General features: G+C 68.3%; 17 protein-coding genes. 10 read left to right on the top strand and 7 right to left on the bottom strand.

All coding sequences use genetic code 11. The annotated features are described in order from the left end of the window. The first annotated feature begins 10 nt into the window (after positions 1-10). Positions 11-1285 (top strand): hypothetical protein, encoded by a 1275-nt coding sequence (locus AB0F51_RS37565; protein WP_360288234.1) that lies wholly within the window; start codon positions 11-13, stop codon positions 1283-1285. A 41-nt stretch (positions 1286-1326) separates the two neighbouring features. On the opposite strand, the gene AB0F51_RS37560 is transcribed toward AB0F51_RS37565, so the two are convergent. Next, on the bottom strand, positions 1327-5049 hold the full coding sequence (locus tag AB0F51_RS37560; RefSeq protein WP_360288232.1) for a S8 family peptidase: 3723 nt from the start codon (positions 5047-5049) through the stop codon (positions 1327-1329). Between the two features lie 257 nt (positions 5050-5306). Between AB0F51_RS37560 and clpB the strand changes: the two genes are divergently transcribed. The 3 genes from clpB to AB0F51_RS37545 all read left to right on the top strand — a co-directional run bounded on the left by clpB (position 5307) and on the right by AB0F51_RS37545 (position 8938). After that, positions 5307-7889, top strand: coding sequence for an ATP-dependent chaperone ClpB (gene clpB / locus AB0F51_RS37555; protein WP_360288230.1), 2583 nt, complete (start codon positions 5307-5309; stop codon positions 7887-7889). 150 nt (positions 7890-8039) lie between these two features. Beyond that, positions 8040-8585: a hypothetical protein gene (locus AB0F51_RS37550; RefSeq protein WP_360288228.1), complete on the top strand. Its 546-nt coding sequence runs from the start codon at positions 8040-8042 to the stop codon at positions 8583-8585. Continuing rightward, positions 8585-8938, top strand: a complete 354-nt coding sequence (locus AB0F51_RS37545; protein WP_360288226.1) for an ArsC/Spx/MgsR family protein — start codon at positions 8585-8587, stop codon at positions 8936-8938. Before AB0F51_RS37550 ends, AB0F51_RS37545 begins: the two co-directional genes overlap by 1 nt. Before the next feature lie 159 nt (positions 8939-9097). Here the strand turns inward: AB0F51_RS37545 and AB0F51_RS37540 are convergent, their stop codons facing one another. Beyond that, a complete protein-coding gene (locus AB0F51_RS37540; RefSeq protein WP_360288224.1) occupies positions 9098-10483 on the bottom strand; it encodes an ankyrin repeat domain-containing protein in 1386 nt (461 codons plus the stop codon). Then, on the bottom strand, positions 10480-11448 hold the full coding sequence (locus tag AB0F51_RS37535; RefSeq protein WP_360288222.1) for a gluconolaconase: 969 nt from the start codon (positions 11446-11448) through the stop codon (positions 10480-10482). Before AB0F51_RS37535 ends, AB0F51_RS37540 begins: the two co-directional genes overlap by 4 nt. A 146-nt stretch (positions 11449-11594) precedes the next feature. On the opposite strand from AB0F51_RS37535, the gene AB0F51_RS37530 reads away from it, so the two are divergent. The 3 genes from AB0F51_RS37530 (at position 11595) to AB0F51_RS37520 (ending at position 14221) form a co-directional block, all read left to right on the top strand. Then, positions 11595-12794, top strand: coding sequence for a sensor histidine kinase (locus tag AB0F51_RS37530; RefSeq protein ID WP_360288220.1), 1200 nt, complete (start codon positions 11595-11597; stop codon positions 12792-12794). Continuing rightward, entirely contained in the window at positions 12791-13423 is a 633-nt protein-coding gene (locus tag AB0F51_RS37525) for a response regulator transcription factor (protein ID WP_360288218.1), read from the top strand. Before AB0F51_RS37530 ends, AB0F51_RS37525 begins: the two co-directional genes overlap by 4 nt. Before the next feature lie 198 nt (positions 13424-13621). Continuing rightward, positions 13622-14221, top strand: coding sequence for a hypothetical protein (locus AB0F51_RS37520; protein ID WP_360288217.1), 600 nt, complete (start codon positions 13622-13624; stop codon positions 14219-14221). A 129-nt stretch (positions 14222-14350) separates the two neighbouring features. Here AB0F51_RS37520 and AB0F51_RS37515 read toward each other — a convergent pair whose 3' ends face one another. After that, on the bottom strand, positions 14351-15502 hold the full coding sequence (locus tag AB0F51_RS37515; RefSeq protein WP_360288215.1) for a pyridoxal phosphate-dependent aminotransferase: 1152 nt from the start codon (positions 15500-15502) through the stop codon (positions 14351-14353). A gap of 217 nt (positions 15503-15719) precedes the next feature. Between AB0F51_RS37515 and AB0F51_RS37510 the strand changes: the two genes are divergently transcribed. Beyond that, a complete protein-coding gene (locus AB0F51_RS37510; RefSeq protein ID WP_360288214.1) occupies positions 15720-16580 on the top strand; it encodes a DMT family transporter in 861 nt (286 codons plus the stop codon). Positions 16581-16615: 35 nt separating this feature from the next. On the opposite strand, the gene AB0F51_RS37505 is transcribed toward AB0F51_RS37510, so the two are convergent. Further along, positions 16616-17065, bottom strand: coding sequence for a MarR family transcriptional regulator (locus AB0F51_RS37505; RefSeq protein WP_360288212.1), 450 nt, complete (start codon positions 17063-17065; stop codon positions 16616-16618). A 94-nt stretch (positions 17066-17159) separates the two neighbouring features. Between AB0F51_RS37505 and AB0F51_RS37500 the strand changes: the two genes are divergently transcribed. Next, entirely contained in the window at positions 17160-18740 is a 1581-nt protein-coding gene (locus AB0F51_RS37500) for an MFS transporter (protein ID WP_360288210.1), read from the top strand. 125 nt (positions 18741-18865) lie between these two features. On the opposite strand, the gene AB0F51_RS37495 is transcribed toward AB0F51_RS37500, so the two are convergent. Together AB0F51_RS37495 and AB0F51_RS37490 are read right to left on the bottom strand one after the other, a co-directional pair. Beyond that, a complete protein-coding gene (locus AB0F51_RS37495; protein WP_360288208.1) occupies positions 18866-20878 on the bottom strand; it encodes a glycosyl hydrolase family 28-related protein in 2013 nt (670 codons plus the stop codon). A gap of 138 nt (positions 20879-21016) precedes the next feature. Continuing rightward, positions 21017-21715 carry an FCD domain-containing protein gene (locus AB0F51_RS37490; RefSeq protein WP_360288206.1) on the bottom strand — a complete coding sequence of 233 codons (699 nt, stop codon included), beginning with the start codon at positions 21713-21715 and terminating at the stop codon, positions 21017-21019. 227 nt (positions 21716-21942) lie between these two features. Here AB0F51_RS37490 and AB0F51_RS37485 point away from each other — a divergent pair, with 227 nt between their 5' ends. Continuing rightward, positions 21943-23244 carry a sugar ABC transporter substrate-binding protein gene (locus AB0F51_RS37485; RefSeq protein ID WP_360288204.1) on the top strand — a complete coding sequence of 434 codons (1302 nt, stop codon included), beginning with the start codon at positions 21943-21945 and terminating at the stop codon, positions 23242-23244. The last annotated feature ends 1 nt before the right edge of the window (position 23245 follow it).

The following is a 23245-nucleotide window of genomic DNA, read 5'->3' as shown; positions in this document are numbered from 1 at the left end:
CGAGGAACGCATGACGAAGCTAGCCGCAGTACCTGTACTCGTCCTGTCCGCCGCCCTCCTGACAGCACCGGCAGCCGCGCACGCCACGACGGCCGCCGTCACCACCTACTACGTCGACTCGTCCGCCGGCAACGATGCCGCCGACGGCCTCAGCAGTGCGACCGCCTGGCGCAGTCTGGCCAAGGTGAACAGCTTCCCCTTCGATCCGGGCAACCGGATCAGCTTCAAACGCGGCGGTTCCTGGACCGGCACGCTCAAACTGTCGCGCTCCGGCGACGAGGGCAACCCGATCGTGGTCGAGGCCTACGGCAGCGGCAACCTGCCGGTCGTCGGCGGGCCGGTCACGAACTGCGTCGAGGTCACCGGCTCGCACTGGTTCATCGGCGACCTGCGCGCCAGCAACTGCAATTGGGCCGGTTTCGAGTTGTTCGGCGACCACATCGTGATGGACACCATCCAGGCCGACGCGAACGTCACCGGGGTGTCGATCGTCGACGGCTCGGACCGCAACACGATCCGCTGGAGCACGATCACGAACAACAACAAGATGAGCAAGCTGACGCCGAAGGAGGTGAACCCCGACGACGACTCCGGTGCCTTCGGATTCCTGGTGCACGGCAACGACAACGTGATCAGCCGGAATGTGATCAGCGGCCACTACGCCTTCAGCTACGACTACGGCTTCGACGGTGCCGCGGTCGAGATCTTCAACGGCAACCGGAACCGGATCGAGTACAACACGACCTCGGACAACGAGACCTTCACTGAACTCGGCCGCAACGGCACGGGCAAGACAGCCGACGGCAACGTGTTCGCCTACAACAGCGTCACTTCGACCAAGGCGCTGGCCGGATTCCTCGTCACCCGGGGTGCCGGCAGCAACATCGGCCCGGTCCGCGGAACTGTCGCGGTGAACAACTCGGTCTACCTGCCGAACGGCGACGGCTTCAGTTGCGATGCGGGTTGTGGCGCGGACATCCTCAAGCTTCGCAGCAACATCATCAAGGTCGGCAAGAAGGTCGGCTACGAGGATGCCTTCGACAGTGGTGATCCCGCCGACAGCGCCGACGAGGATCGCGGCGTCTACTCGGGCAGTCAGTACCAGTTCACGCTCGGCCCGAACTCGGTGAAGGCCGACCCGCTCTTCACCAGCGCCACAGACCTGCGGCCGAAGGCCGGCAGCCCGGCCATCGGGCGCGGTGAGAACGCCGGGTTCGCCTACGACCTCGCCGGCAAGTCTCTTGCCGGCGTGACCCGTTGGGACGCCGGCGCCTACCAGTCCTGAGTGGGAGGGGGTGGAGCTTTGCAGGGCTCCACCCCCTTTGCTCACTTCAGCCCGTAGGCCTTGCTCACTTGCTGTTCGAGCTTGCCGCCCGCCTCGTCGGTCGCGGTCAGCCGGAGCGACGGTGCGTTGCCCGCCTGGCTCGCCGGGTGCGTCACCGCCGTGATGTATTTGCCGTCAGCAACCTTCGCCAAGGGCAGTGCGGTCCAGTGCGTCCCGTCGTACGACAGCTCCAGCTTCGCCGAGGTGAACTTGGCCTTGGTGCTCGAGCCTGCCTGATGACGCAGCCCGAAGGTGATGACCGTCGGCTGCCCGGTCTTCACCTGGTTGAGGTCGTCGGCCTGCGGTACGTCGAGATCGGCCAGCACCAACGGCATCACCTCTTGGGCGTCACCGCTGGACTTGAACGACCAGACCGACTTCACCTGGGTCGAGTACTTCCAGAACGTGTTCTCCCGCTTCGCGTCCAGAATCACCCGGTACTGCGCGGCGTCGGCGGGCGTTTCCACGAACACCGCGGGGTCGCTCGCCGAGGCGATCTCCTGCCCGTCGCGCTCGACCGAAAGGGCGAACTCGCCCACTCCCGAGAAGGGGTCGGCGAACTCGGCCGGACCTCGCCGGAACGGGCTGAGCATGACCACGAGACTGCCCGCGTCCTGACTGACGAAGGCGGCCTGGGTCGGGGTGGCCGGCAGGCCGCTGTTCTCCACCGGTGCGATCCAGCGCTCGGTGGTCCGGGCGCCCGCCCGATAGGTCTTCTGGGGCGTGAGCGTGTTGGCGGTGAAGCCGCCGTTGTCCAGGATGAGAGAGCTGTGCCACTGCATGCCGTTGGCCAGCACGTACGAAGTACGGCGTAGTGGTGTGGGCAGCACCGGCGGGAGCCAGGTGCCGAAGTAGCTTCCCATCGGGGTGGTGGAGGTTCGTGTCTCGGAGACCTGGGTGCCCTCGGTGTGAGCGCCGATGATGTCGTCCACGCGGGCCAACTGGGCGGGCTCGAGGACGAGGCGTACGCCGGCCGGAATGTGGTTCGCCCACGGTTGTGTGTAGTCGTAGACGACCGGAGTCGAGGTGGTACCGGTCAGCTTGACCGAGACCGGGCCGGTCTTCAGTTGCTCGATCATGGCCAGCGCGTGCTTGCGCGAAGTACGGAAAGCCGGGATCTTGGCCTCCGGCGGTTCGCCGTACGCCCAGTAGGAGAAGACGCCGTTGTTGCCGGGGACATCCGGGTTGTAGAGCAGCGCGGCGGCCGCGCCGGCGTCCTCGGCCAGCTTCACCAGTTGTCCGTTGTACCTGGGATCTTCGTTGGTGTAGCGAATCAGGGCGAGCTTGCCCCGGACTCCGTCGAGCTCACCCGGGTTCGCCGCGCCCGCGTCGTACAGCTGCAGGGTTTTCGTGCCGGTGAACCTCGGTCCGAAGACGAAGTCCGCCGCGTCGATCGGCTGGCCGCCGACAACCGACGCCTGGTACGGCGGAACTTCCAGCCGGCCGCCGGTGGAGAACTCGCTGGTGCCGATGGTCGCCTTCGCGGTCGGGCTGGCCGCGAGCGTGCGGGGTGCGCCGCTGAGCGAGATGCCGCTGCCGCCGGCCAGCAAGCCGTCGGAACCGGTGCGCAGGTAGGAGATACCGACCGAACGCGGCCTCAGATCGGGACGGCCCTCGACCGTGGTCTCGACCACTGCGGTCTTCCGGCCGTCGAGCGTGATCGTGGCGTCCTTGGTCACCGCCGTCTCCGGGCTGGTGACCAGATCGAACCGTTGGGGCGTGGAGTCGGTCGTCGCGCCGAACAGAATGGTGGTCGCCTCGTACTTGCCCGGTGGAACGCGAAGGGACGCCTTACCGTTCCGCATCGGCAGGCCGAACGGGCCGAGGTCGAGCGGCTCGCCGTCGAGGCGGCTGATGATCACATCGGCGGTGGCGGGACTGCCGTCGTGCTGGATGCCGTTGATGGTCAGCTCGTACAGCTCGGCCTCGGCGTACCAGCCGATGGTGGTGACGATCGGGTCGGAGCCGGCCGCGGTCGCGGTGATCCGGCCGGAGAAGATGCCTTGGCCGGCGGCGGCACGATCAGCCGTGACAGTGACCTTCGCCTCACCACCAGCCGGTACTACGAGTTGGCTCGCGCTGAGCTTCGGGGCCGGCTCCATCGTGGTGGCGAGGCTGAGCGTGACCGGCGTACTGGTGGGGTTGTGGTAGGTCAGTTCGCGGCTGACCGGGTCCGTTGCCGGGTAGGGCCAACGGAGGATGCCGAGCTCCAGTTCGCCGGTGTCGACCGTGACGCTCTGGTCCGTGGCCTGGTCGGCGTCGACGCGTCCTGCGCCTTGTTCGTCGACCCGGCTGCCTTGTTGCGGGTCAGCTGTGGAGATCAGCCGGGCCTTGAGTTGAGCGGCCTTCCAGTCTGGGTTGGCTTGGGCGACCAGGGCAGCGGTACCGGCGACATGAGGGCTCGCCATCGAGGTGCCGCTGAGGGTTGTGTAGTTGTCGTCGACCGGTTCGCCCCGGCTGGTTCCGGCGGCGCGGGCGGCGACGATGTCGGTGCCCGGCGCGGAGATCTCCGGCTTGAGGGCGCCGTCGCCCTTGCGCGGGCCGCGGCAGGAGGACCGGTTGAGCGATCCGTCCCGCTGCAGGTTGCCGACGGCCAGGGCGTCGTCGGCCGCGGCGGGTGAGCTGACCATGAACGGGCCGGTGGCGAAACAGTTGCCTGCAGCAATGACAAAGAGGGTGCCGGTGGAGCGGCTGATCCGGTTGACGGCCTGCGAGAGGTCGTCGGTGCCGTCGCTGGGTCCGCCGCCGAGGCTCATGTTGATGACCGAGGCGCCCTGGGCCGCGGCCCACTCCATGCCGGCGATGATGCCGGAGAACTCGCCGCTGCCGTCGTCGTCGAGGACCTTGCCGTTCAGCAGGGTCGCTTCGGGGGCGACGCCTTTGTACTTGCCGCCCGACGCCGCGCCGGTGCCTGCCGTGATGCTGGCGACGTGGGTGCCGTGACCGTTGTGGTCGACAGCGTCTTCGGTGGCGGTGAAGTTCTCGGCCGCCGCGATCCGGCCCTTGACGTCGGGGTGCATCGGGTCGATCCCGGTGTCGAGGACGGCGACCTTCACGCCCTTGCCGGTCAGGCCGCGCTGCCAGGCGGCCGGCGCACCGATCTGGGGCACGCTCTGGTCGAGTTGCACTGTGACCTTGCGATCCAGGGAGATGCGCTGGACGGTGCTGGTGACTCGAGCCGTGTTGCCGGGCGTCAGTGAGCGCCAGAAGTCGGGTGTCTTGGTGAGGGCGGCGGACTTGGCTCCGAGACTGCTGAGCACGCGGGTCTTGGTCGCGCCGGGGACTGGGGTCTGCTTCGCCTTGGCGAGTGCGCCGGCGGCGGTTCCGGAGTACCGGATGATGACCGGCAGGGTCTTGCTGGTCGCGTCGTCGCGGCCCTCGGCGATCAGGGTGGTGACGTCGAAGAGGGTGCGGTCGAGCCGACCGGAGGCGACATCGGCCGAGGCGGCGGACGGTACGACGTACGTGTGGCCGCCGGAGTAGCTGGTGATGGCCGAGTCGGAGCGGCTGCCCGGAACTGGCTCGAAGCTGACCTGGTCGGGGCGGCCGGGGTGGGTGGTGATCCGGACTCGGTCGCCGGTGATCAGGGTGAGCCGGCTCGTCGTTGGTTTGGCCGCGGTGGTGGAGCTGGTGCGGGCGGGAGGGGCGGCGTGGGCGGGGGGTGGGGTCAGGGAGAGGGCTAGCGCGGTCGCCAGCAAGGGCGGGATCCAGCGATGGCTGGGCAAGGAGGTCCTCCAAGTGGGCACAAGGGCGTGTGTGCAGGAGACGCGATCCAGGGGGCCGAAGGTTCGGCTTTTCGAAGGAGCCGGAAATGTCGGCGGGTTCTGGCACAGTCCGTAGCCGTTGGTTGCTCACTGTCATCGCCGACTCGGGGAATCCCTGAGTTATCCCCAGGTTTCGACAGAGTTGAGTGGAATGGACTCAAGTCTGGATAAGTTGTTAGTAGTAGGACTTGTCATTGAGCTTGAGAGGCTGGAACCAGATGGATGTTCAGCGGTTGACGACGCTGGCCCGGGAAACCCTGTCGGTCGCGATCCGTCAGACCTCCGCGGCGGGCAACCCGACCGTGGAACCGATTCACCTGTTGTCGGCACTGCTCGCGCAGCCGGAGGGGACCACCATCGGTCTCCTGGAGGCCGCCGGCGGTGACCTCGACGCGGTACGCCGCCGGACGGCGGAGCAACTGTCCCGGTTGCCCAAGGCGAGCGGTGGCAGCGTGCAGGCGCCCAGCCTGTCGCAGCGGACGAGTGACGTGCTGAACCAGGCTGAGCAGCGGGCGCTGGGGCTGGGGGACGAGTTCGTCTCCACCGAGCACCTGCTGATCTCGCTGGCCACCGTCGAAGGCGTCGCGCAGACCGCGCTGGGGGTGACCGCGGACGCTCTGCTGCAGGCGTTCGACTCGATGCGGGGAAACCGGCGGATCACGTCGCCCGAGGCCGAGGGAACGACCAAGACGCTGGAGAAGTACGGCGTCGACCTGACCGAGCGGGCCCGCGACGGCAAGCTCGACCCGGTGATCGGCCGGGACTCCGAGATCCGTCGCGTCGTCCAGGTGCTGTCCCGGCGGACCAAGAACAACCCGGTCCTGATCGGTGAGCCCGGCGTCGGCAAGACCGCCGTCGTCGAAGGGCTGGCCCAGCGGATCGTGGCCGGTGACGTCCCGGAGTCCCTGCGCGGCCGCCGGCTGATCAGCCTCGACCTCGGCGCGATGGTCGCCGGCGCGAAGTACCGGGGTGAGTTCGAGGAGCGGCTGAAGGCCGTGCTGACCGAGATCAAGGAGTCGGACGGCCAGATCATCACCTTCATCGACGAGCTGCACACGGTCGTCGGCGCGGGTGCCTCCGGTGAGGGCGCGATGGACGCCGGCAACATGCTCAAGCCGATGCTGGCCCGTGGTGAGCTGCGGATGATCGGCGCGACGACCCTGGACGAGTACCGGACGCGCATCGAGAAGGATCCGGCGCTGGAGCGGCGGTTCCAGCAGGTGTTCGTCGGCGAGCCGTCGGTCGAGGACACGATCGCGATCCTGCGCGGTCTGAAGGAGCGGTACGAGGCGCACCACAAGGTCGCCATCTCCGACAGCGCGCTGGTCGCGGCCGCGACGCTGTCCAACCGCTACATCAGCGGCCGGCAGCTGCCCGACAAGGCGATCGACCTGGTCGACGAGGCCGCCTCCCGGCTGCGGATGGAGATCGACTCCTCGCCGGTCGAGATCGACTCGCTCCGGCGGACGGTCGACCGGTTGAAGATGGAGGAGCTCGCGCTGTCCCGCGAGGAGGACGCGTCGTCGCAGGACCGGTTGGTCCGGCTGCGCTCCGACCTCGCGGATCGCGAGGAGGAGCTGCGCGCCCTCGAAGCCCGCTGGGAGAAGGAGAAGTCCGGCCTGAACCGGGTCGGTGAGGTCAAGGAGCGGATCGACGAACTCCGCGGCCAGGCCGAGCGTGCCCAGCGCGACGGCGACCTGGAGACCGCGGCCAGGATCCTGTACGGCGAGATTCCCGAGCTGACCAAGGAGCTCGAGGCCGCGGCCGCCGAGCCGGTCGCTTCGGAGGCGCCGGACGCGATGGTCAACGAGGAGGTCGGGCCGACCGAGATCGCCGAGGTGATCGCGATGTGGACCGGCATCCCGACCGGCCGCCTGCTCGAGGGCGAGACCGGCAAGCTGCTCCGGATGGAGGACGAGCTGGGTCGCCGGCTGATCGGGCAGCGCGAGGCGGTCAAGGCCGTGAGTGACGCTGTGCGGCGGGCCCGCGCGGGCATCTCCGACCCGGATCGGCCGACTGGTTCGTTCTTGTTCCTGGGTCCGACGGGTGTGGGTAAGACCGAGCTGGCCAAGGCGCTGGCCGACTTCCTGTTCGACGACGAACGCGCGATGGTGCGGATCGACATGTCGGAGTACGGGGAGAAGCACAGCGTCTCGCGGCTGGTCGGCGCGCCACCTGGCTACGTCGGTTACGAGGAAGGCGGTCAGCTGACCGAGGCGGTCCGCCGCCGGCCCTACTCGGTGATCCTGCTGGACGAGGTGGAGAAGGCGCATCCCGAGGTCTTCGACATCCTGCTGCAGGTGCTCGACGACGGCCGGCTGACGGACGGGCAGGGCCGGACGGTCGACTTCCGCAACGTCATCCTGGTGCTGACCAGCAACCTGGGCTCGGCGTACCTGGCGGACATGTCGATCGACGACGTCGCCAAGCGCGACCAGGTGATGAGCGTGGTGCGGCAGGCGTTCAAGCCGGAGTTCATCAACCGGCTGGACGAGATCGTGCTGTTCGACGCACTCGGCAGCGAGGAGCTGACCAAGATCGTCGGCCTCCAGATCACCGCCCTGCAGAAGCGCCTGGGCGACCGCCGAATCACCCTCGACGTCGGCGAGGATGCGATGGAGTGGCTGGCCCTGACCGGCTACGACCCGGTCTACGGTGCCCGCCCCCTCCGCCGCCTGGTCCAGTCAGCCATCGGCGACGAACTAGCCCGAGGCCTCCTCTCCGGCACCATCCGAGACGGCGACACAGTCCAAGTCCACCTAAACGAAGCCAAAGACGCCCTAGACGTCACACCCGCCTAACCCCGCGCCCGGCGCCGGATGCTCTCCATTCCGGCGCCGGGCCCACCCCCTCCGGGCGCGCCACCACGCACGGCCACCGAGCAGTGCGTGGGTGTTTTGTTGTGGTCTGGGAGGATCGGGGTAGCGACTGTGGAAGGAACTGTGGAGGAGATGAGCGACCAGTACGGCGGCGGGTCCGGCGACGAGCGGCCGGGGCCGTATCAGGGCGCCTATGGCTCGTCCGGCCAGCAACCGCCACCACAGCAGACGCCGTACGGCGGACAGCCCGGCCCGTACGGCGGCGCCTTCGGGCAGAACCCGTACTCCTCGCTGCCCGGCCCCGCCGCCGCACCTCAGCAGGTGAAGATCGCCTCGACGATCTCACTGGCTCTCGGCGCCCTCTGCGTACTGCTCGGCCTGTTCACCCTCACCTCGGCCGGCTCTGAGATCGCCGACGTGCTCACCGGCGATCCGTCCGCCAAGGGAATGGTTGTCGCGGTCATCCTCATCACCAGCGTCGCCTACATCCTCCCGGCGATCTTCCTCCGCAAACGCCGCCGCTGGGCCCGCACGCTGCTGATTGTGGTGGCCGCGCTGGGCATCGCCGGCGGCATCACCGCTCTGCCCGCCTCGATCCTCGGCCTGGCACTCCACGGCACGCTGTTGTACCTGATGCTGCAAGAGCCCACCAAACGCTGGTTCCAGGGGCCGCGCTGATGGAGATCTGGATCAATCCGGCCTGCTCCAAGTGCCGAGCCGCCACCGCAGCCCTCGACGAGGCGGGCGTCACTTACACCGTCCGCCGCTATCTGGACGACCCACCCACAGCCGAGGAACTCGAAGCAGTCCTGACCCGCCTCAACCTCGACCCCTGGCACATCGTCCGCATGGGCGAGCCCGCGGCCGCCGCCCTCAAGTCCCTCCCCAAGGACAACGCCCACCGCGCCGACTGGATCGCGGCCATGGTCACCAACCCGATCCTCATCCAGCGCCCCATCCTCACCACCGACGACGGCACCACAGCCATAGCCCGAGACCCAGAAACACTCACCCGCCTCCTTGATAGCTAACCCGTAAAACGCTGAAAAGCGTTGCGCGGAAGGCGTCCTGGGGTGGGGTCCGGCAAGCAGTCTGCTCTCGGATCTGGACGGCCCGACACTGGCTGGATGCTGTGTCCATGAAGTGACCCTCGCGGCTCGCACCCAGGTACTGCGGTTGAGCGCGCTGCGTCAGCGGGCTCCGGCTGTGCGGAGGATGGTGGCTATTTGGTGGTGGCCGTGGTTGGTTGCGTGGCGGAGGGGGGTGACGCCGTCTCGGTCCGGTAGGGAAGGGTTGGCGCCGGCGGCGAGGAGGATGCGGACTATCTCTTGCCACGGTTCGGTGCCCTTGCCGAGGATCACTGCCTCCAGGAGCGCGGTCCAGCCGAGGTTGTTGACGTGGTTCACGTCGATACCCGTCTTCACCACACGGCGGACGTAGTCGACGTGTCCCCGTTCGCTCGCCGGGATCACCGAGATGCCGCCGTAGCGGTTGCGCAGCTTGAGGTCGGGTTTCGCGGGCAGCAGCGTCTCGAGCATCGCCACGCTCCCGGTCACGCCGGTCACCAGCCAGGCAGAATCTTGCCGCTCGTCCTGCGCGTCGGGGTCCGCGCCCAGTCCTACCAGCAGGCGCGCCGCGGCGACCCGGTCGTGCAGCGACGCCAGCAGCAGTGCGGTTCGGCCTTGGCTGTCCTTGTGTTCCAGCCGCGCTCCCGCTGCGAGAGCTGCCGCGACCCGGTCGGCGTCGCCCGCCTCGGCTGCTGACAGCAGAGCCGTCGGAGCGTTTGCACGGCTCGGCGGCTCCGTGGTCAAGGTGGCGACCACGGCCGTCTGGCTGCGAGTTTTGGCGCCCTGCAGTGGCGTGGTTCCATCCCGCTCGGCGGAGCGGTGGCGGTCTGCTCCGGCGGCGACCAGGAGGCGCACGGTGTCGACGTACCGCGGGCTGCCGTCACCGAGCAGGACGGCTTCGTGCAGCGCGGTCCAGCCGAGGCGGTTGACGTGGTCCACCGCAGTACCGGCGCGCAGCAACCGGCCGACCACGCTGGCGTGGCCGCGCTCCGCGGCGCGAATCAGAGCGGTTCCGCGGTAGCTGTCGAGACTGCGGACGTCGGCGCCGTGCTGCAGGGTCAGCTCGAGCAGGTCGAGGTAGCCCTCGCTCGCGGCGATCAGAAAGGTGCTCTGGACCGTGTCGTCGACCGCGTTGACGTCAGCCCCGGCCGCGATCAGCCGACGAGCCGCCGGTACGTCGTTCTTCCAGGCGGCAGCGATCAACTGCCGGTCGAGGCCGTCAGCAGTCGGCACGGTCGAACTCCTCGCAGTCGGTGTGGTCAGCCCCGCCGTCGGCGCGGCCATCGGCCCACCGGTCGAGCCCGTCGAGCCGGTGGGGCCGATTGGACTGGTCGTGTCGGTCCCGCCGGTCGGGTTGGCCGGGTCGGTGGGGCCGGGTGGGTTGGAGGGTGGTGGCGTCGTTGGGGTTGAGGCGGTTGCGGAGGGCTGGGTGGCCTGCTGGGGTGTGCAGGCTACTCCCGCCAGCGCCACCAGGATGACGGCAGCCACGGCGGTCGCAGTACGGGTCATCGGGCTGGTGGGGTTAGGGCGACTACCTGGTACGGCGGGAGGCCGACGGGCTCGTCGAATTTGCTGTCTACCAGGAGCAGCCGGCCCTGGGCCAGCTTCGCGGTGGTGAATACGCGGGTGGGGTCGGTGGGTGTCGCGGCCACCAGCGTGGCTGTGCTGCCGTCGGGGGTCAGGCGCAGCGTGGTCAGGACGCGGGAGAAGTTGCGCACGACCCACAAGAGGTCGCCACCTCGCACCAGCCCGTCGGCGTTCACCAGGTCGGCGCCGCCGGTGCTGACCGGCGAGGCCGCCCCACTCCGCAAGTCGAACCGCCACAGCTTGCCGACGTTGCCCTGCGCAACGACCAGCGCGCGGCGGTCTGCGGAGACCACGATGCCGCCGAGGTTGAAGCCGGTCTGCGTCGGGATCGTCCCGGTCGCGTCGGCCCAGGTGCGGACCGTCCAGCGACCGTCGCGTTCGGCGACCCGGAACACCTGCGGCGCGTTCGAGTTGGTGAAGTACGCCGCGCCGTCCGGACCGATCGCGATGTCGTTCAGGAACGCGTTCGGTACGCCGGTCCGAAGCGCGGCCAGCAACCGGCCCGACCGGTCGTACACCCACAGGTCAGGCGCCCCCGGGTGGTCGATGCCGTTCGGTCCGCCCGCGACATACACACGCCCGTGCGCGTCGACGGTGACGCCGCGCGCGGTCCACCGGCCATCGGTACCGTCACCGGCCAGCCACTCGGTGGCGGCACTGGCTCGCACCGACCCGCGGTGGATCTCGCCACCCGTCGTCTCCGACACGTAGAACCGCTGCGTGCGCCCGTCGTACCCGATTCCCTCGTACTTCGATCCGCCGGCACCGTTCACCACCGGGTCGCCGGGCAGTTCGTAGTCGGCGGTCCGGGCGGACGCGGCCGGCATCCCGGCGCCGAGCAGTACGGCGGACAGCGCCAGGGTCGCGGACAGGGAGCGAACAGACATGAATACCTCGCATCAAGGGTGCTTGAACGGTCGACAAGGTCAAGCGTGCTCGGCGGACGCTCCGCACACGACCGGCGTTCGGGGACGATGAAGTAGCCGATCGGATGATTCGGTTCGCGCGCCGGCAGGCTTACCATCGGCTCGAGATGACCACCTCACAGTCGCGGCCGATCACCCCCGCTTGGGCCGCCGGGATCCTGGGCCGTGCCGACGGGCTGGCGACCGCCTCGCACGCGACGTTCGTCGTACTCGTGGCGGCGTCCGCTGTGCGGTACCTGTCCGGGCACGGCTTCGGCGACCAGGCTCCCTGGGTGCTCGCCGGGGCAACGCTCCTGCTGGTGACGTACGCCGCGCGCCGGGTGCTGCCAGGCTGGGTGTGGCTCGCCCTGCTCGTTGCTGGCTGGTTCGCGCTGGTACTGCTGGCTCCCTCGTTCGCCTGGTGCGCAGTACCGCTGTCCTTCGTGGCGCTCCGCGTGCTGCCGTTCCGGGCGGCCTGTGCGGTGGTTGCCGCCATGGTGGTGACCACTGTGGTCACGTGGACCCGGATGTCGGACCGGCTGGACCCGACGATCGTGCTCGGGCCGGTGTGCATTGCGGTGCTCGCGGTGGGCGCGTACAGGGTGCTGGAGCGGGATGCGCTCGCACGGCAGTCGCTGCTGGACGAGTTGCGCGCGGCGCAGGGTGACCTGGCAGACGCGCAGCACCGGGCCGGCGTACTGGCTGAGCGGGCACGGCTGTCGCGGGAGATCCATGACAGCGTCGCCCAGGGGCTGACGAGTATCAACCTGCTGCTGCAGGCGTCCGACAGTGAGTGGGAGAGCAGGCCTGCGGCGGCCCGCGAGCACGCGGCCCAGGCGGCGGCGACCGCCCGCGACGGCCTGGACGAGGTACGCCGGGTGGTCCGCGACCTGGCACCGGCGGAACTCGCCACGGAACCGGGTGATCCAGCGTTGCCCGCCGCGCTCCGGCAGACTTGCGAACGGCTCGCCACGCATAGCGAAGTGGAGGTCCGCGTGCAGGTCCACGGAACGCCGGTACGCCTCGGGCCGGAGATCGAGACGGCTCTGCTGCGTACTGCGCGTGGAGCTCTGGCGAACGTGCTTGAGCATGCGGCCGCGACTACGGCCGTGGTCACGCTGACCTATCAGCCGGACGCTGTCACGCTCGACGTCCGAGACGACGGGCGCGGTCTGCCCGAGCACCCGCGCTCGACTGGCCCAGATCGTGGGCGAGGGTTGGCTGGGATCCGCAGCCGGCTTCAGGAACTCGGTGGCACGTTGGTGCTGGAGAGCGAGCCGGGCGAAGGTACTGCGCTGGCTGCTTCCGTTCCGTTGGACCGATCGTGATCCGGGTGGCGTTGGTCGATGACCATCCGGTGGTTCGGGCCGGGATGCGGGCGCTGGTCGACGGGCAGGACGACCTGACGGTGGTGGGCGAAGCGTCCGACGCGCACAGCGCCGAGCAACTCGTCGCGGCGGTGCGGCCGGACGTCGTACTGATGGACCTGAACCTCGGTCGCGGACCCGGCGGCGTCGAGGTCACGGCGCGACTGCGCGCGCTGCCGGAGCCGCCGCAGGTGCTGGTGCTCACCACCTACGACACCGAGGCAGACATCCTGAGCGCAATCGACGCCGGCGCCTCCGGCTACCTGCTGAAGGACGCGCCGCCGGAAGACCTCTTCCGCGCGATCCGAGGCACCGCCCGCGGCGAGGTAGTCCTGGCCCCGGCAGTCACCGCCCGGCTAGTAAAACGAGCCGGCTCGCCGGGCCCGGTCCTCACCGAACGCGAGGTAGAAATCCTCGGCCTCCTAGCCACCGGCCAGTCCAACCGAGAACTAGCCAAACGCCTCTTCGTCAGCGAGGCAACGGTGAAGTCCCACCTCTCCCACATCTACACCAAACTAAAAGTAGAAACCCGAGCCGCCGCAGTAGCCCGAGCCATAGAACAACACATCATCCGCCCCCCAGCCAGCTAACAACGCGAAAGCTGGGGCCCACCGTCCGGAGGGAATCCCAGCTCCACTTCTCCACAAGGAGCCCCTGGGAGCTAGTGAAAAGCCTTGCACACAAGGCGCTTTGGGGCATACGTCAGAAATCAATCTGCCCCCGGCTGCCCCGCCCCACACCCTGAGTGGCTCCCCGCAGTACCGCGAGAACCCTTGCATCATCCTCGGATGCCTGCTGCGCGCCCTCCTGTTTCTGCCCTGTCCGCCTGGATCGACGAGTCCATCATTGTCGGAGGCAATCAACATCCCGGTGCCTACACCCTCGCGTCGGTGGTCGCGGATCCGGCCGCGGCTGACGACCTTCGCGACGTCCTGCGATCGTTGCGGGAGCGGAAGCTGCGCCGGTTGCACTGGACGAGTGAGTCCGCGAAGCGGCGTGATCTGATTGCTCACGCGATTGCCGGACTGGACGTGGCCGCGGTCGTTGCCCTGGGGACGCCTGTCCACCGGAAGAAGCAGGAGCGTGCCAGGCGATGCTGCCTGGAGTGCCTCCTGTACGAGTTGGAGGACTTTGGTGTCACCCAAGCCTGGTTCGAGTCGCGTGCGGCGTTGCTGGACGGGCGCGATCGGAGCTTGGTCGACAGCGCTCGACGCACAGGACTGCTCTCCGGGCGGCTGTCGGTTGACTTTGCCCTGCCGATCCAGGAACCCATGCTCTGGTTGCCGGATGCGGTGGCCGGTGCGGTGACGGCCGCGCAGCTGGGAGAGCCGAGGTGGTTGCTCACGCTTTCCGAGTGTGTCCATATTCATCACGTCGGGGTGCGCTAGAAAGCGCGAAAGCTGGGTCCCACCGTCCGGAGGGAGTCCCAGCTTCACTTCTCACCAAGGAGCCCGTGGTGAGCTGTTCCGAGTGTTGCACATGACTGGATCGATTGTCTCGGGGCAGTGTGGGGCAGGTCAGAGTTTGGTTAGGCGGGTTAGGGCTTCTTGGAGGAGTTCTGGTTTTTTGCAGAAGGCCCAGCGGACTAAGGGGCGGCCTGCTTCGGTGTTGTCGTAGAAGACTTGGTGGGGGATGGCTACGACGCCGGTGCGTTCGGGGAGCATGCGGCAGAACTCGATGCCGTCGGTGTGGCCGAGGGGGCGGATGTCGGTGGTGACGAAGTAGGTGCCTTGGGGGCGGTGTACGCCGAAGCCGAGTGACTCGAGGCCGTCGCAGAGGAGGTCTCGTTTGGCCTGCATGGTGGCGATCAAGGAATCGAAATAGTCGTTGCTTAGGGCAAGGGCTCCGGCTACGGCGGGCTGGAAGGGTGCGCCTGAGACGTAGGTGAGGAACTGCTTCGCGGTGTTCACCGCGGTGACGACCTCCGGCGTGCCGGTGACCCAGCCGATCTTCCAGCCGGTGACCGAGAAGGTCTTGCCCGCGCTGCCGATCGAGACCGTTCGTTCGGCCATTCCCTCGTACGCCGTGAGCGGCCGGTGCTGCAGGCCGTCGAAGATCAGGTGCTCGTAGACCTCGTCGGTGATGACGACCAAGTCGTGCTCCACCGCGATCGCGGCGATCCCGCGGAGTTCCGCGTCGTCCAGCACGGTGCCGGTCGGGTTGTGCGGGGAGTTGATCAGCAGCACCTTGGTGCGGGGCGTTACGGCGGCGCGGAGCTCGTCCAGGTCGAGCCGGAAGTCGGGAGCGCGCAAGGTGACCGGCACGCGGTGTCCGCCGGCCATCGCGATGCATGCGGCGTACGAGTCGTAGTACGGCTCGAGGGCGATCACCTCGTCGCCTGGTTCGACGTACGCGAGCAGGGAGGCGGCGATCGCCTCGGTGGCGCCCGTGGTGACGAGCACCTGCGTGTCCGGGTCGTACGTCAACCCGTAGAAGCGCTGCTGGTGGTCGACGATGGCTTGCCGCAGGGCGGGGATGCCGCGCCCGGGCGGGTACTGGTTCGCGCCTGCGCGGATAGCGGCGACCGCGTCCTCGAGCAGCGAGTCCGGTCCGTCGGTGTCGGGGAATCCCTGCCCCAGGTTCACCGATCCGGTCCGCACCGCCAGCGCGGACATCTCCGCGAAGATCGTCGTTCCGAGCCCCTGCAACCGCCGAGCATGTTCACGCATGCCTCCGACCCTAACCTGCCCCGCGCGCCCCTGCCGGGTTAGGATCGTGGCCAAGTGCCTAGGGTTCCGCTGCCGGTCCGTGTGAGGGTAATCAGGGTTTGGCGGGGCAGGTCCGAGCGGCACAGCCGGGGCGGCCGGACGCCGCGCCGGTCATCTGACGGGACAAAAGCCTGGAGGACCTGGTTGTCCGCGTGCGCGGACGCCTGAAGGGTCTTCGGTGGATGTCACAGCACTTTCCCTGGTCCTCGTAGCGGCTGTTCTGCACGCCGCCTGGAACTTTGCGGCCAAGCGGGTGCGGCGAGGTGGGCCGCTGTTCGTGTGGTCGTACTACACGGCGGCCGGCGTCCTGATGCTCCCGGCGCTCGTCGTCGCGGTGGCCACGACGAACGCGCGACCCCAGTGGAGTTGGCTGGTCGCTATCTGCGTCACTGCTGTGCTGCACATCGGGTACGGCGTTGTGCTACAGCGCGGGTATGACGTGGGCGACCTGTCGCTCGTGTACCCGCTGGCGCGCGGCACCGGCCCGTTGCTGGCGGTCGTCCTGGCTGTCCTGCTGCTCGATGAGCGTCCGGGGCCGATCGGGCTGGCCGGTGCCGGGCTGATCATCATCGGGGTGCTGACCATCAGCGCAGGCCGGGCAGCTACCAGGCGCAGTGTTCGCGCCGGGATCGGGTACGGCGTGGCGACGGGCGCGCTGATCGCGGCGTACACCCTGGGTGACGCCTACTCCGTGGCGGAGATCGGCATTCCTCCATTGATCTACTTCGGCGCAGCCTCGTTGCTGCAGAGCCTGCTGCTCACCCCGCATGCGCTCCGCCACCGCGAGCAGGTGCGGCTGCTCTGGGCGGAGAGCCGCCGGGAGATCTGGATCGTCGCCCTGTTGTCGCCGGCGGCGTACCTGTTGGTGCTGTTCGCGATGCGGCTCGCGCCGGTGAGCCTGGTCGCGCCGGCCCGCGAGGTCAGCATCGTGCTCAGCGGGCTGGCAGCGTGGTTAGTACTGGGCGAGGCCGGGGCGCCACGCCGGCTGGTGGGCAGCGCGATCGTCCTGGCAGGCATCGTCGCCATCGCCCTCGCCTGAGCCGCCCGGGGCCCCGGCCACCGGGCGACCTCAGATTACGGCTCGTCGATCGGCACATCCGTGTTGACCATCCGGGTCAGCCAGGCGCGGGCCGCGGCGCGGTCGGCTGCGGTGAAGTCGGACTCCAGCTCGCGTTCAACCGCCTGTACTGCGGGCGTCGCCGCCGCCAGCCGGGAATGCCCGGCGTCAGTCAGATAGACCTGCTGCGAGCGCCGATCAGCCGGATTGGCCCGCCGTTCGATCAGCCCGGCCCGCTCCATCCCGGTGATCAGCTCATTGGCGGACTGCCGCGCAGTACCGACCTTGCGCCCAACCTCCGCGATCGTCCGGCCGGGGCTGTCGCGCAGGATCAGCAGCGTGCCGTACTGCGGTACCGACAACTCGTGTTCGGCCAGCGCGGCGGCGACCGCCGAGCGCATGCTCAGCCAGGCGTGGCGCACCAGGAAGGTGACGCAGCCGCCACTCGCCTCCTCCACAGGATCCATACCGCCATTCTGCCTGGACAAGGTGATTGACAGGTTCCTGACGATCATGCCACGCTGATCACCGTCAGGACCCTGTCAATCATAGGAGTCTTCGGTGCATCCTGTCGATCCACGCCGGCAACGCCGGATCCTTTCGATTCTTGTCGTCTCCGCGATCCTGATCTGGATCGACTCGACCGTGCTCGGGATCGCGCTGGAGCGTCTCGCCGACCCGGTCGACGGCCTCGGCGCCACCCCCGGCCAGCTGCAGTGGGCGCTGGGGATCTACTCACTCTTCTTCGCCACCGCGCTGTTCGCGGCCGGCGCGCTCGGCGATCGCTACGGCCACCGGACCGTACTGATGCTGGGCATGAGCGTCTTCGGTGTCTCGTCGGCGTGGGCCGCCTGGGCCGACGGCCCGGTGTCGCTGATCCTGGCGCGCGCGTTGATGGGCATCGGCGGCGCGATGATCATGCCGACCTCGATGGCGATCATCGGCTGGGTCTTCCCGCCCGAACGCCGGGCCGGCGCGATCGCCGCATGGTCGGCGTCCGCCGGTCTCGGTGTCGCGGTCGGGCCGGTGCTCGGCGGCCTGCTGATCGACCACTTCTGGTGGGGTTCGGTCTTCCTCATCAACCTGCCGATCGTCGCGGCGGGCCTGATCGGCGCGGCCCACGTCGTACCGAATCCGCGCAGCCCGCACAAGCGCCGGTTCGATCCGCTGGGGCTGACGTTGTCGACGCTCGGGTTGCTCGGCGTCACCTACGGGCTGATCGAAGGCGGCCAGAGCGGCGGCTGGGGTCGCTGGCAGGTCTGGGGCAGCATCGTCGCCGGAGTACTGCTGATCACCGCATTCCTGTACTCCGAATGGCGGGAAGCCAATCCGAGTTTCGATCCGCGGTTGTTCCGCAACCGTCGTTTCGCCGCGGGCAATGTCAGCATGGCCGCGCTTTTCTTGACGATCACCGGACAGAGCTTCTACATCACCTTCTACCTGCAAGGCGCGCGCGGAATGTCGGCCCTGCATGCCGGTCTGCTGTCGTTGCCGGGGGCAATGGGTGTGGTCGTCGGATCAGCTGTCGGTGCTCGCTTGGTCCGTCGCTTCAGCGTCGCGGCGGTCTCCGGTACTGCGCTCGCCGTGTTCGCCGCCTGCCATGCGCTCAACCTCACGTTCGTGGTCGACACGTCGCTGGTCTGGTTCGGCGTGGTCGGTGCGGTGGCGGGGATCGCGATCGGTACTGCGGTGGCGCCGACCAGCGCGGCCATCATGGCGGCCCTGCCGATGGAGCGGATGGGGGCGGGATCGGCCGTCAACAACGCGATTCGGCAGGTGGGCAGCGTGCTCGGCATCGCAGTGCTGGGGACGATCGTGTCGAATGTCTACCAGGACTCGATCGCGTCGTCGCTCACCAGCCTGCCCGAAAGTGCTCGCGAGGCCGCAGGCGGATCGGCCGAAGCAACCCGCCGTACTGCGGCCGCCCTCGGCCGACCCGAGTTGGTGCAGGCGGCCAACGACTCGTTCATCCACTCCATGCACCTAGCAGCCGCCACCGCAGCCGCCATCGCCCTGGTAGGAGCAGTAGTCCTCATCCTCGCCTTCCGCACCAAGCCCACTCCGGTGGGGGCGCCCGGCGCGGAAATGTCGGCTGTGCCGACTGAGGCGGCTGGTCCGCTGGAACCCGAGCGGGCTGGCTAGGCACGGCCCGCAGGGCGCTCATCCAGCTCGCTCGAGCTGGATGAGCTGGGTGGCTCCCCCGCCGCACGGGTCGGGGGCGGGAAGTGCGCGGTGGTCTGGGGGCAGGCCCACCGCGCTGGTTGGGGTTAGGGCCAAGGGGTCGGGGGTGGTGGTGGGACGACGGCGGGGCGGTCTTCGCAGTGGCCGGGGGGAGCGGCGTCCGCGGTCCAGTTGCCGTCGTTGCTCGAGCCCAGGAGGCGTACGTCGAACTCCGGGGTGCCGGTGAAGTGGAAGGTGCCGCAGTTGTTGACGAACGGGGCGCCGACGTTGCGGGCGTCCACGTTCTCGAAGGTGGCCCAGCCGCCGACCCGGGCGTTGACCACGTTCGTGCCGGTGCCGTCGACCTTGATGTTGCGGAAGGCAACGTTCTCGATCCGGTAGTCGTCCTTCACCGGCCAGTCGACGACGAACAGGAACGCGTTGTACGTCGAGTCCAGGAACGAACTGTCGGTCACCTCGATCCGCCCCGACATCGTCGACTGCAACGCGTACAGCCAGAGCGCGCCCAGTCCGAGATTCCAGTTCAGGTCCCGCGGCCCACCGCGCACGGTCGTGTTGCGGGCGAACGACAGCGTCCCCTCGAACGGCGTCGAGTTGAACCGTGACCCGGCGTGCAGCGTGCTGCCCTCGCGAATCGGGTCGGCCACCAGGTTGTCGGTCACCGCGTTGTCGCGCCCGCCGTAGATCGCGATGTTGTTGGCCAGGGTCGGCGTCTGGACGGTGTTGTGGTCGTAGACGTTGTCGTGGTTGACCAGCCCGTCCGGGTTGGCCTCCGACCACATCGCCAGGCCGTCGTCACCGGTGTTGCGGACGAAGTTGTTGGTCGCCCGCACGTGCGAGACGCCGAGGTGCAGGTTCATCCCGTCCGCGATCGCGTCGGTGATGACGTTGTTCTCGATCAGCAGGCCGCTCATCGGCCCGTCCAGCCAGATCCCGACCTTGGTGCGGTGCAGGTAGAGGTTCCGGATCGTCGAGCCACCGCCGATGGCGCCACCGATCCCGTTCACCTGGTCGGTGTCGATCCGCTCCCGTACGTCGCTCTCGATCGCGAAGTCGGACAGGTGCACCTTCGTGCTGCCCCCGTCGGCGGCGTACCGGCCGTAGAAGCCTGGCGCGCTGTGGATCGACTTGTCGGGCGCAGGCTCGGCTAGTGGCAGCACCCTGCCCTTGATGATCGTCCACCAGTTGCCGGCGCCGCGGACGGTGACCTGGTCCACCACGATGTGCCGGTTGACCTGGTAGGTGCCCGGCGGGATGAACACCGACCACCCGATGCGCTTGGCCATCGCGATCGTCCGCTCGATCGCCGGCGCCGCATCGCGCCGCCCGGTCGGGTCAGCGCCGAAAAGCCTGACCGACAAGGACTTCGCGGGCTGTTGCAGTGGTTGGGCAACGAGTTCGAAGTCGGCGACGTCGAGCACCGTCCACGCCACCGTCGTACCGGCCGGGAGCTGGAACCGGACCTTGTCGCCGGCGCCGTAGGTCTTGCCGAGCACCAGTCGCTGCTCGTCGTAGAAGTGGTTCGGCCGGAACGGTTTCGCCACCGGGTCTGGCTCCGGCTTCCACCAACCCGGCTTCGGGTCGACGTTCGGGTCGTTGGAGAACGGATACATGCCGTACAGCCAGGCGTACTCCGAGGTCAGCGTCATCGTCTTCGCGCGCTTGCCGTTCACCAGTACGTCGAGCGGCGACCGCAACCCGCCGCCGGCCGCGGAGTCGGGAATGCTGTAGCGCAGGGTCAACGCATTGGCCGGCTTCGACAGCGTGAACTCGACGTACTGACCAGCCTGAGTCAGCCGTACTGCGCTGCGCCCCGACGCCTCGGCGGGCAAGGTGTAGGCCTCGCGGCCGGGACCGATCTTCTCGCCGGTCGTGGCCGCGTTCTCCGCCTCCTGCTCGACGAACGGCACAGTGGCCCCACGTCCCTGCACCAAGGCGGGATCAAGCCCTGCCCGAGTCACCACCGGCGCCAACGCGGCGGCGGGCTCAGCAGAAGCACGGGTCGACAGACCTGGTACTGCGAGAAGGGCGCCCACTGCGGCGCCGATCACCACCGTCCGGCGGCGATGGAAGACGGACTGAACGACAGATCGGGACACGGGCAGACATCCCCTCGAACTCAACGGCCGCCCCACAGGCGTGCCGAGTGAGCCGGACACTACGCAGACCGATCTTTCTCTGCAAGATCTCGACAGAAGAAAGAAATTTCCGCGCAATCGAAGCCGGCTAGGGGAGGGTCAGTCCAGGACCACCTGGGGCTGAGGGCGCAGGGCGCGGAGCCAGAGTTCGGTCTGGGCGATGTGGGCGGAGGCTGCGGTGGCGGCCGCGGCCGGGTCGCGCTGGGTGATGGCGGCGAGGATCGCGCGATGGCCGCGATCGCTGGTCTGCTTGATCGCGTCGAAGTCGTCACCCGGTTCGAAGATCCGGTAGTGCCCGCCGCGCCCGCGGATCACGCCGGTCAGTGCCGTGACGGTCGGGTTCCCACCCGCAGTACAGAGCGCGCCGTGGAACTCGGCGTCCAGAAGCTGGATTTCGGTGGCGTCGGTAGTCGCCTCCAGGCGATCGAGGATGTCGCCCAGCTGTTCGGCCAGTGCCGGATCCTGCCGGGCCGCGGCCGCCGCGGTCGCGTGCGCTTCGAGCACCCGCCGTACTTCGAGCAGTTGCAGGAGCCCTTCGAGGGGGATCAGCTCGACCGAGAGGGAGAACCGGCTGATGATCTCGGCCGGGTCGAGGGCCGAGACGTAGGTGCCCGAGCCGTGCCGCGACTCGATCACGCCCAGCGCGGCCAGTGAGCGCGCGGCCTCGCGCAGGGAGCTGCGGGACACCCCGAGGTGGTCGCACAGCTCCGGCTCCGGCGGGAACTTCTCGCCCGGTCCGAGCTCACCGGACGCGATCATCTTCCGCAGGCCGGCCAGCGCCTTGTCCGTCGCCGCCATCAGCACCTCCCCTTCGGGCTCCCCGGGGTTCGGGAAGCTCCGGTTGACCAAACCTCTCAGAGCGTAAGTCCTCAGACCACTTGTGGTCACGTCGTCGGTAAGTCCTTGTCGATTCAGCGCAAAACTGGCTAGTGTGCGGAGATCGCTCCAAGAGTCATCAGATGTCAGAGCAAAATTGTCCCTGGCCCACATCCCCTGAGGAGAAGTGCCGAATACGCTACCGACAGATGTTCGCACCTCTGACCGCGTTCGCCATGGTCGTCGCCGCGGCCGCCTGCGGCCCGGGCCCGGCCGAGAAGGCCCAGGGTGAGGGCAAGGGCGGCGAGGTGAAGCTGCAGATGGTCGAGAGCCTGACCAACCCGACCCGGACCACCTTGCTGAAGAAGCTGATCGCCGACTTCGAGGCGAAGAACACCAACATCAAGGTCCAGCTCATCTCACCGCCGACCAACTCCGCGGACCAGAAGATCCAGCAGATGCTGCAGTCCGGCAAGGGTGTCGACGTGCTGGAGGTCCGTGACACCACCGTCGGCCCGTTCTCCACCAACAAGTGGATCTACGACATGGCCCCCGACCTCAAGGGCTGGGACGGTCTCAACGCGCTGACCGAGAACGCCCTGAAGGTCACCCAGCAGGGCGGCAAGTCGTACATGGTGCCGTACGGCTTCTACGGCCTGTCGCTGTTCTACCGCAAGGACCTGGTCCAGCAGGCCGGCTTCAGCGGACCGCCGAAGAGCTGGGCCGAGCTGGTCGAGCAGGCCAAGAAGATCAACGACCCGAGCAAGAACCGGTACGGCTACTCGTTCCGCGGCGGCCTCGGTGCCGGGGGCAACGCGGTCGCGATCATCTCGGGATACGTGATCGACGAGATCAACAAGGACAACGCCTTCAAGCTGACCAGCGGCAAGACGATTTTCTCCTCGCCGAAGGCAGCCGACGCGCTCAACCTGTACGTCGACCTGTTCAAGAACGCCTCGCCGCCGTCCGCGGTGAGCTGGGGTTATCCCGAAATGGTGCAGGGCTTCACCTCCGGTACGACGGGCTTCCTGCTCCAGGACCCCGAGGTGATCGCGACGGTCAAGGAGTCGAAGACCATCAAGGAAGACCAGTGGGGTACGGCGCCGCTCCCGGTCGGCCCGACCGGCAAGGCGGCCCAGCCGCTGGCCAACGCGGGCTGGGGTGTCGCCGAGGGCAGCACGCACAAGAAGGAGGCGGTCGAACTGGTGAAGTTCCTGACCTCTGGTGAGTCCGCGATGACGTTCTCCAAGGAGAACAGCCTGGTACCGATCCTGAAGAGCGCCGCCGAGGACCCGTACTTCAAGGACGGCCCGTGGGCGTCGTACGTCGCGATGAACTCGTCGCCGGACACCTACGTCGTGGTCACCCAGCCGCGGGGTGTGCCGTGGTCGACCGAGTGGGGCAACAAGTCCGACGCCGACGTCCAGAAGCTGATCACCGGCAAGGCGCAACCGGCCGAGATCCTGAAGAGCTGGGACGAGTACTGGACCAAGAAGTGGGCGGGGAACTGAG

Origin of the sequence: Kribbella sp. NPDC023855 (genome assembly GCF_040639475.1) — a bacterium.
Classification (GTDB): domain Bacteria; phylum Actinomycetota; class Actinomycetes; order Propionibacteriales; family Kribbellaceae; genus Kribbella.
The sequence above is the reverse complement of the archived record's forward strand: the minus strand, read 5'-3'. Positions and strand labels throughout refer to the sequence as shown.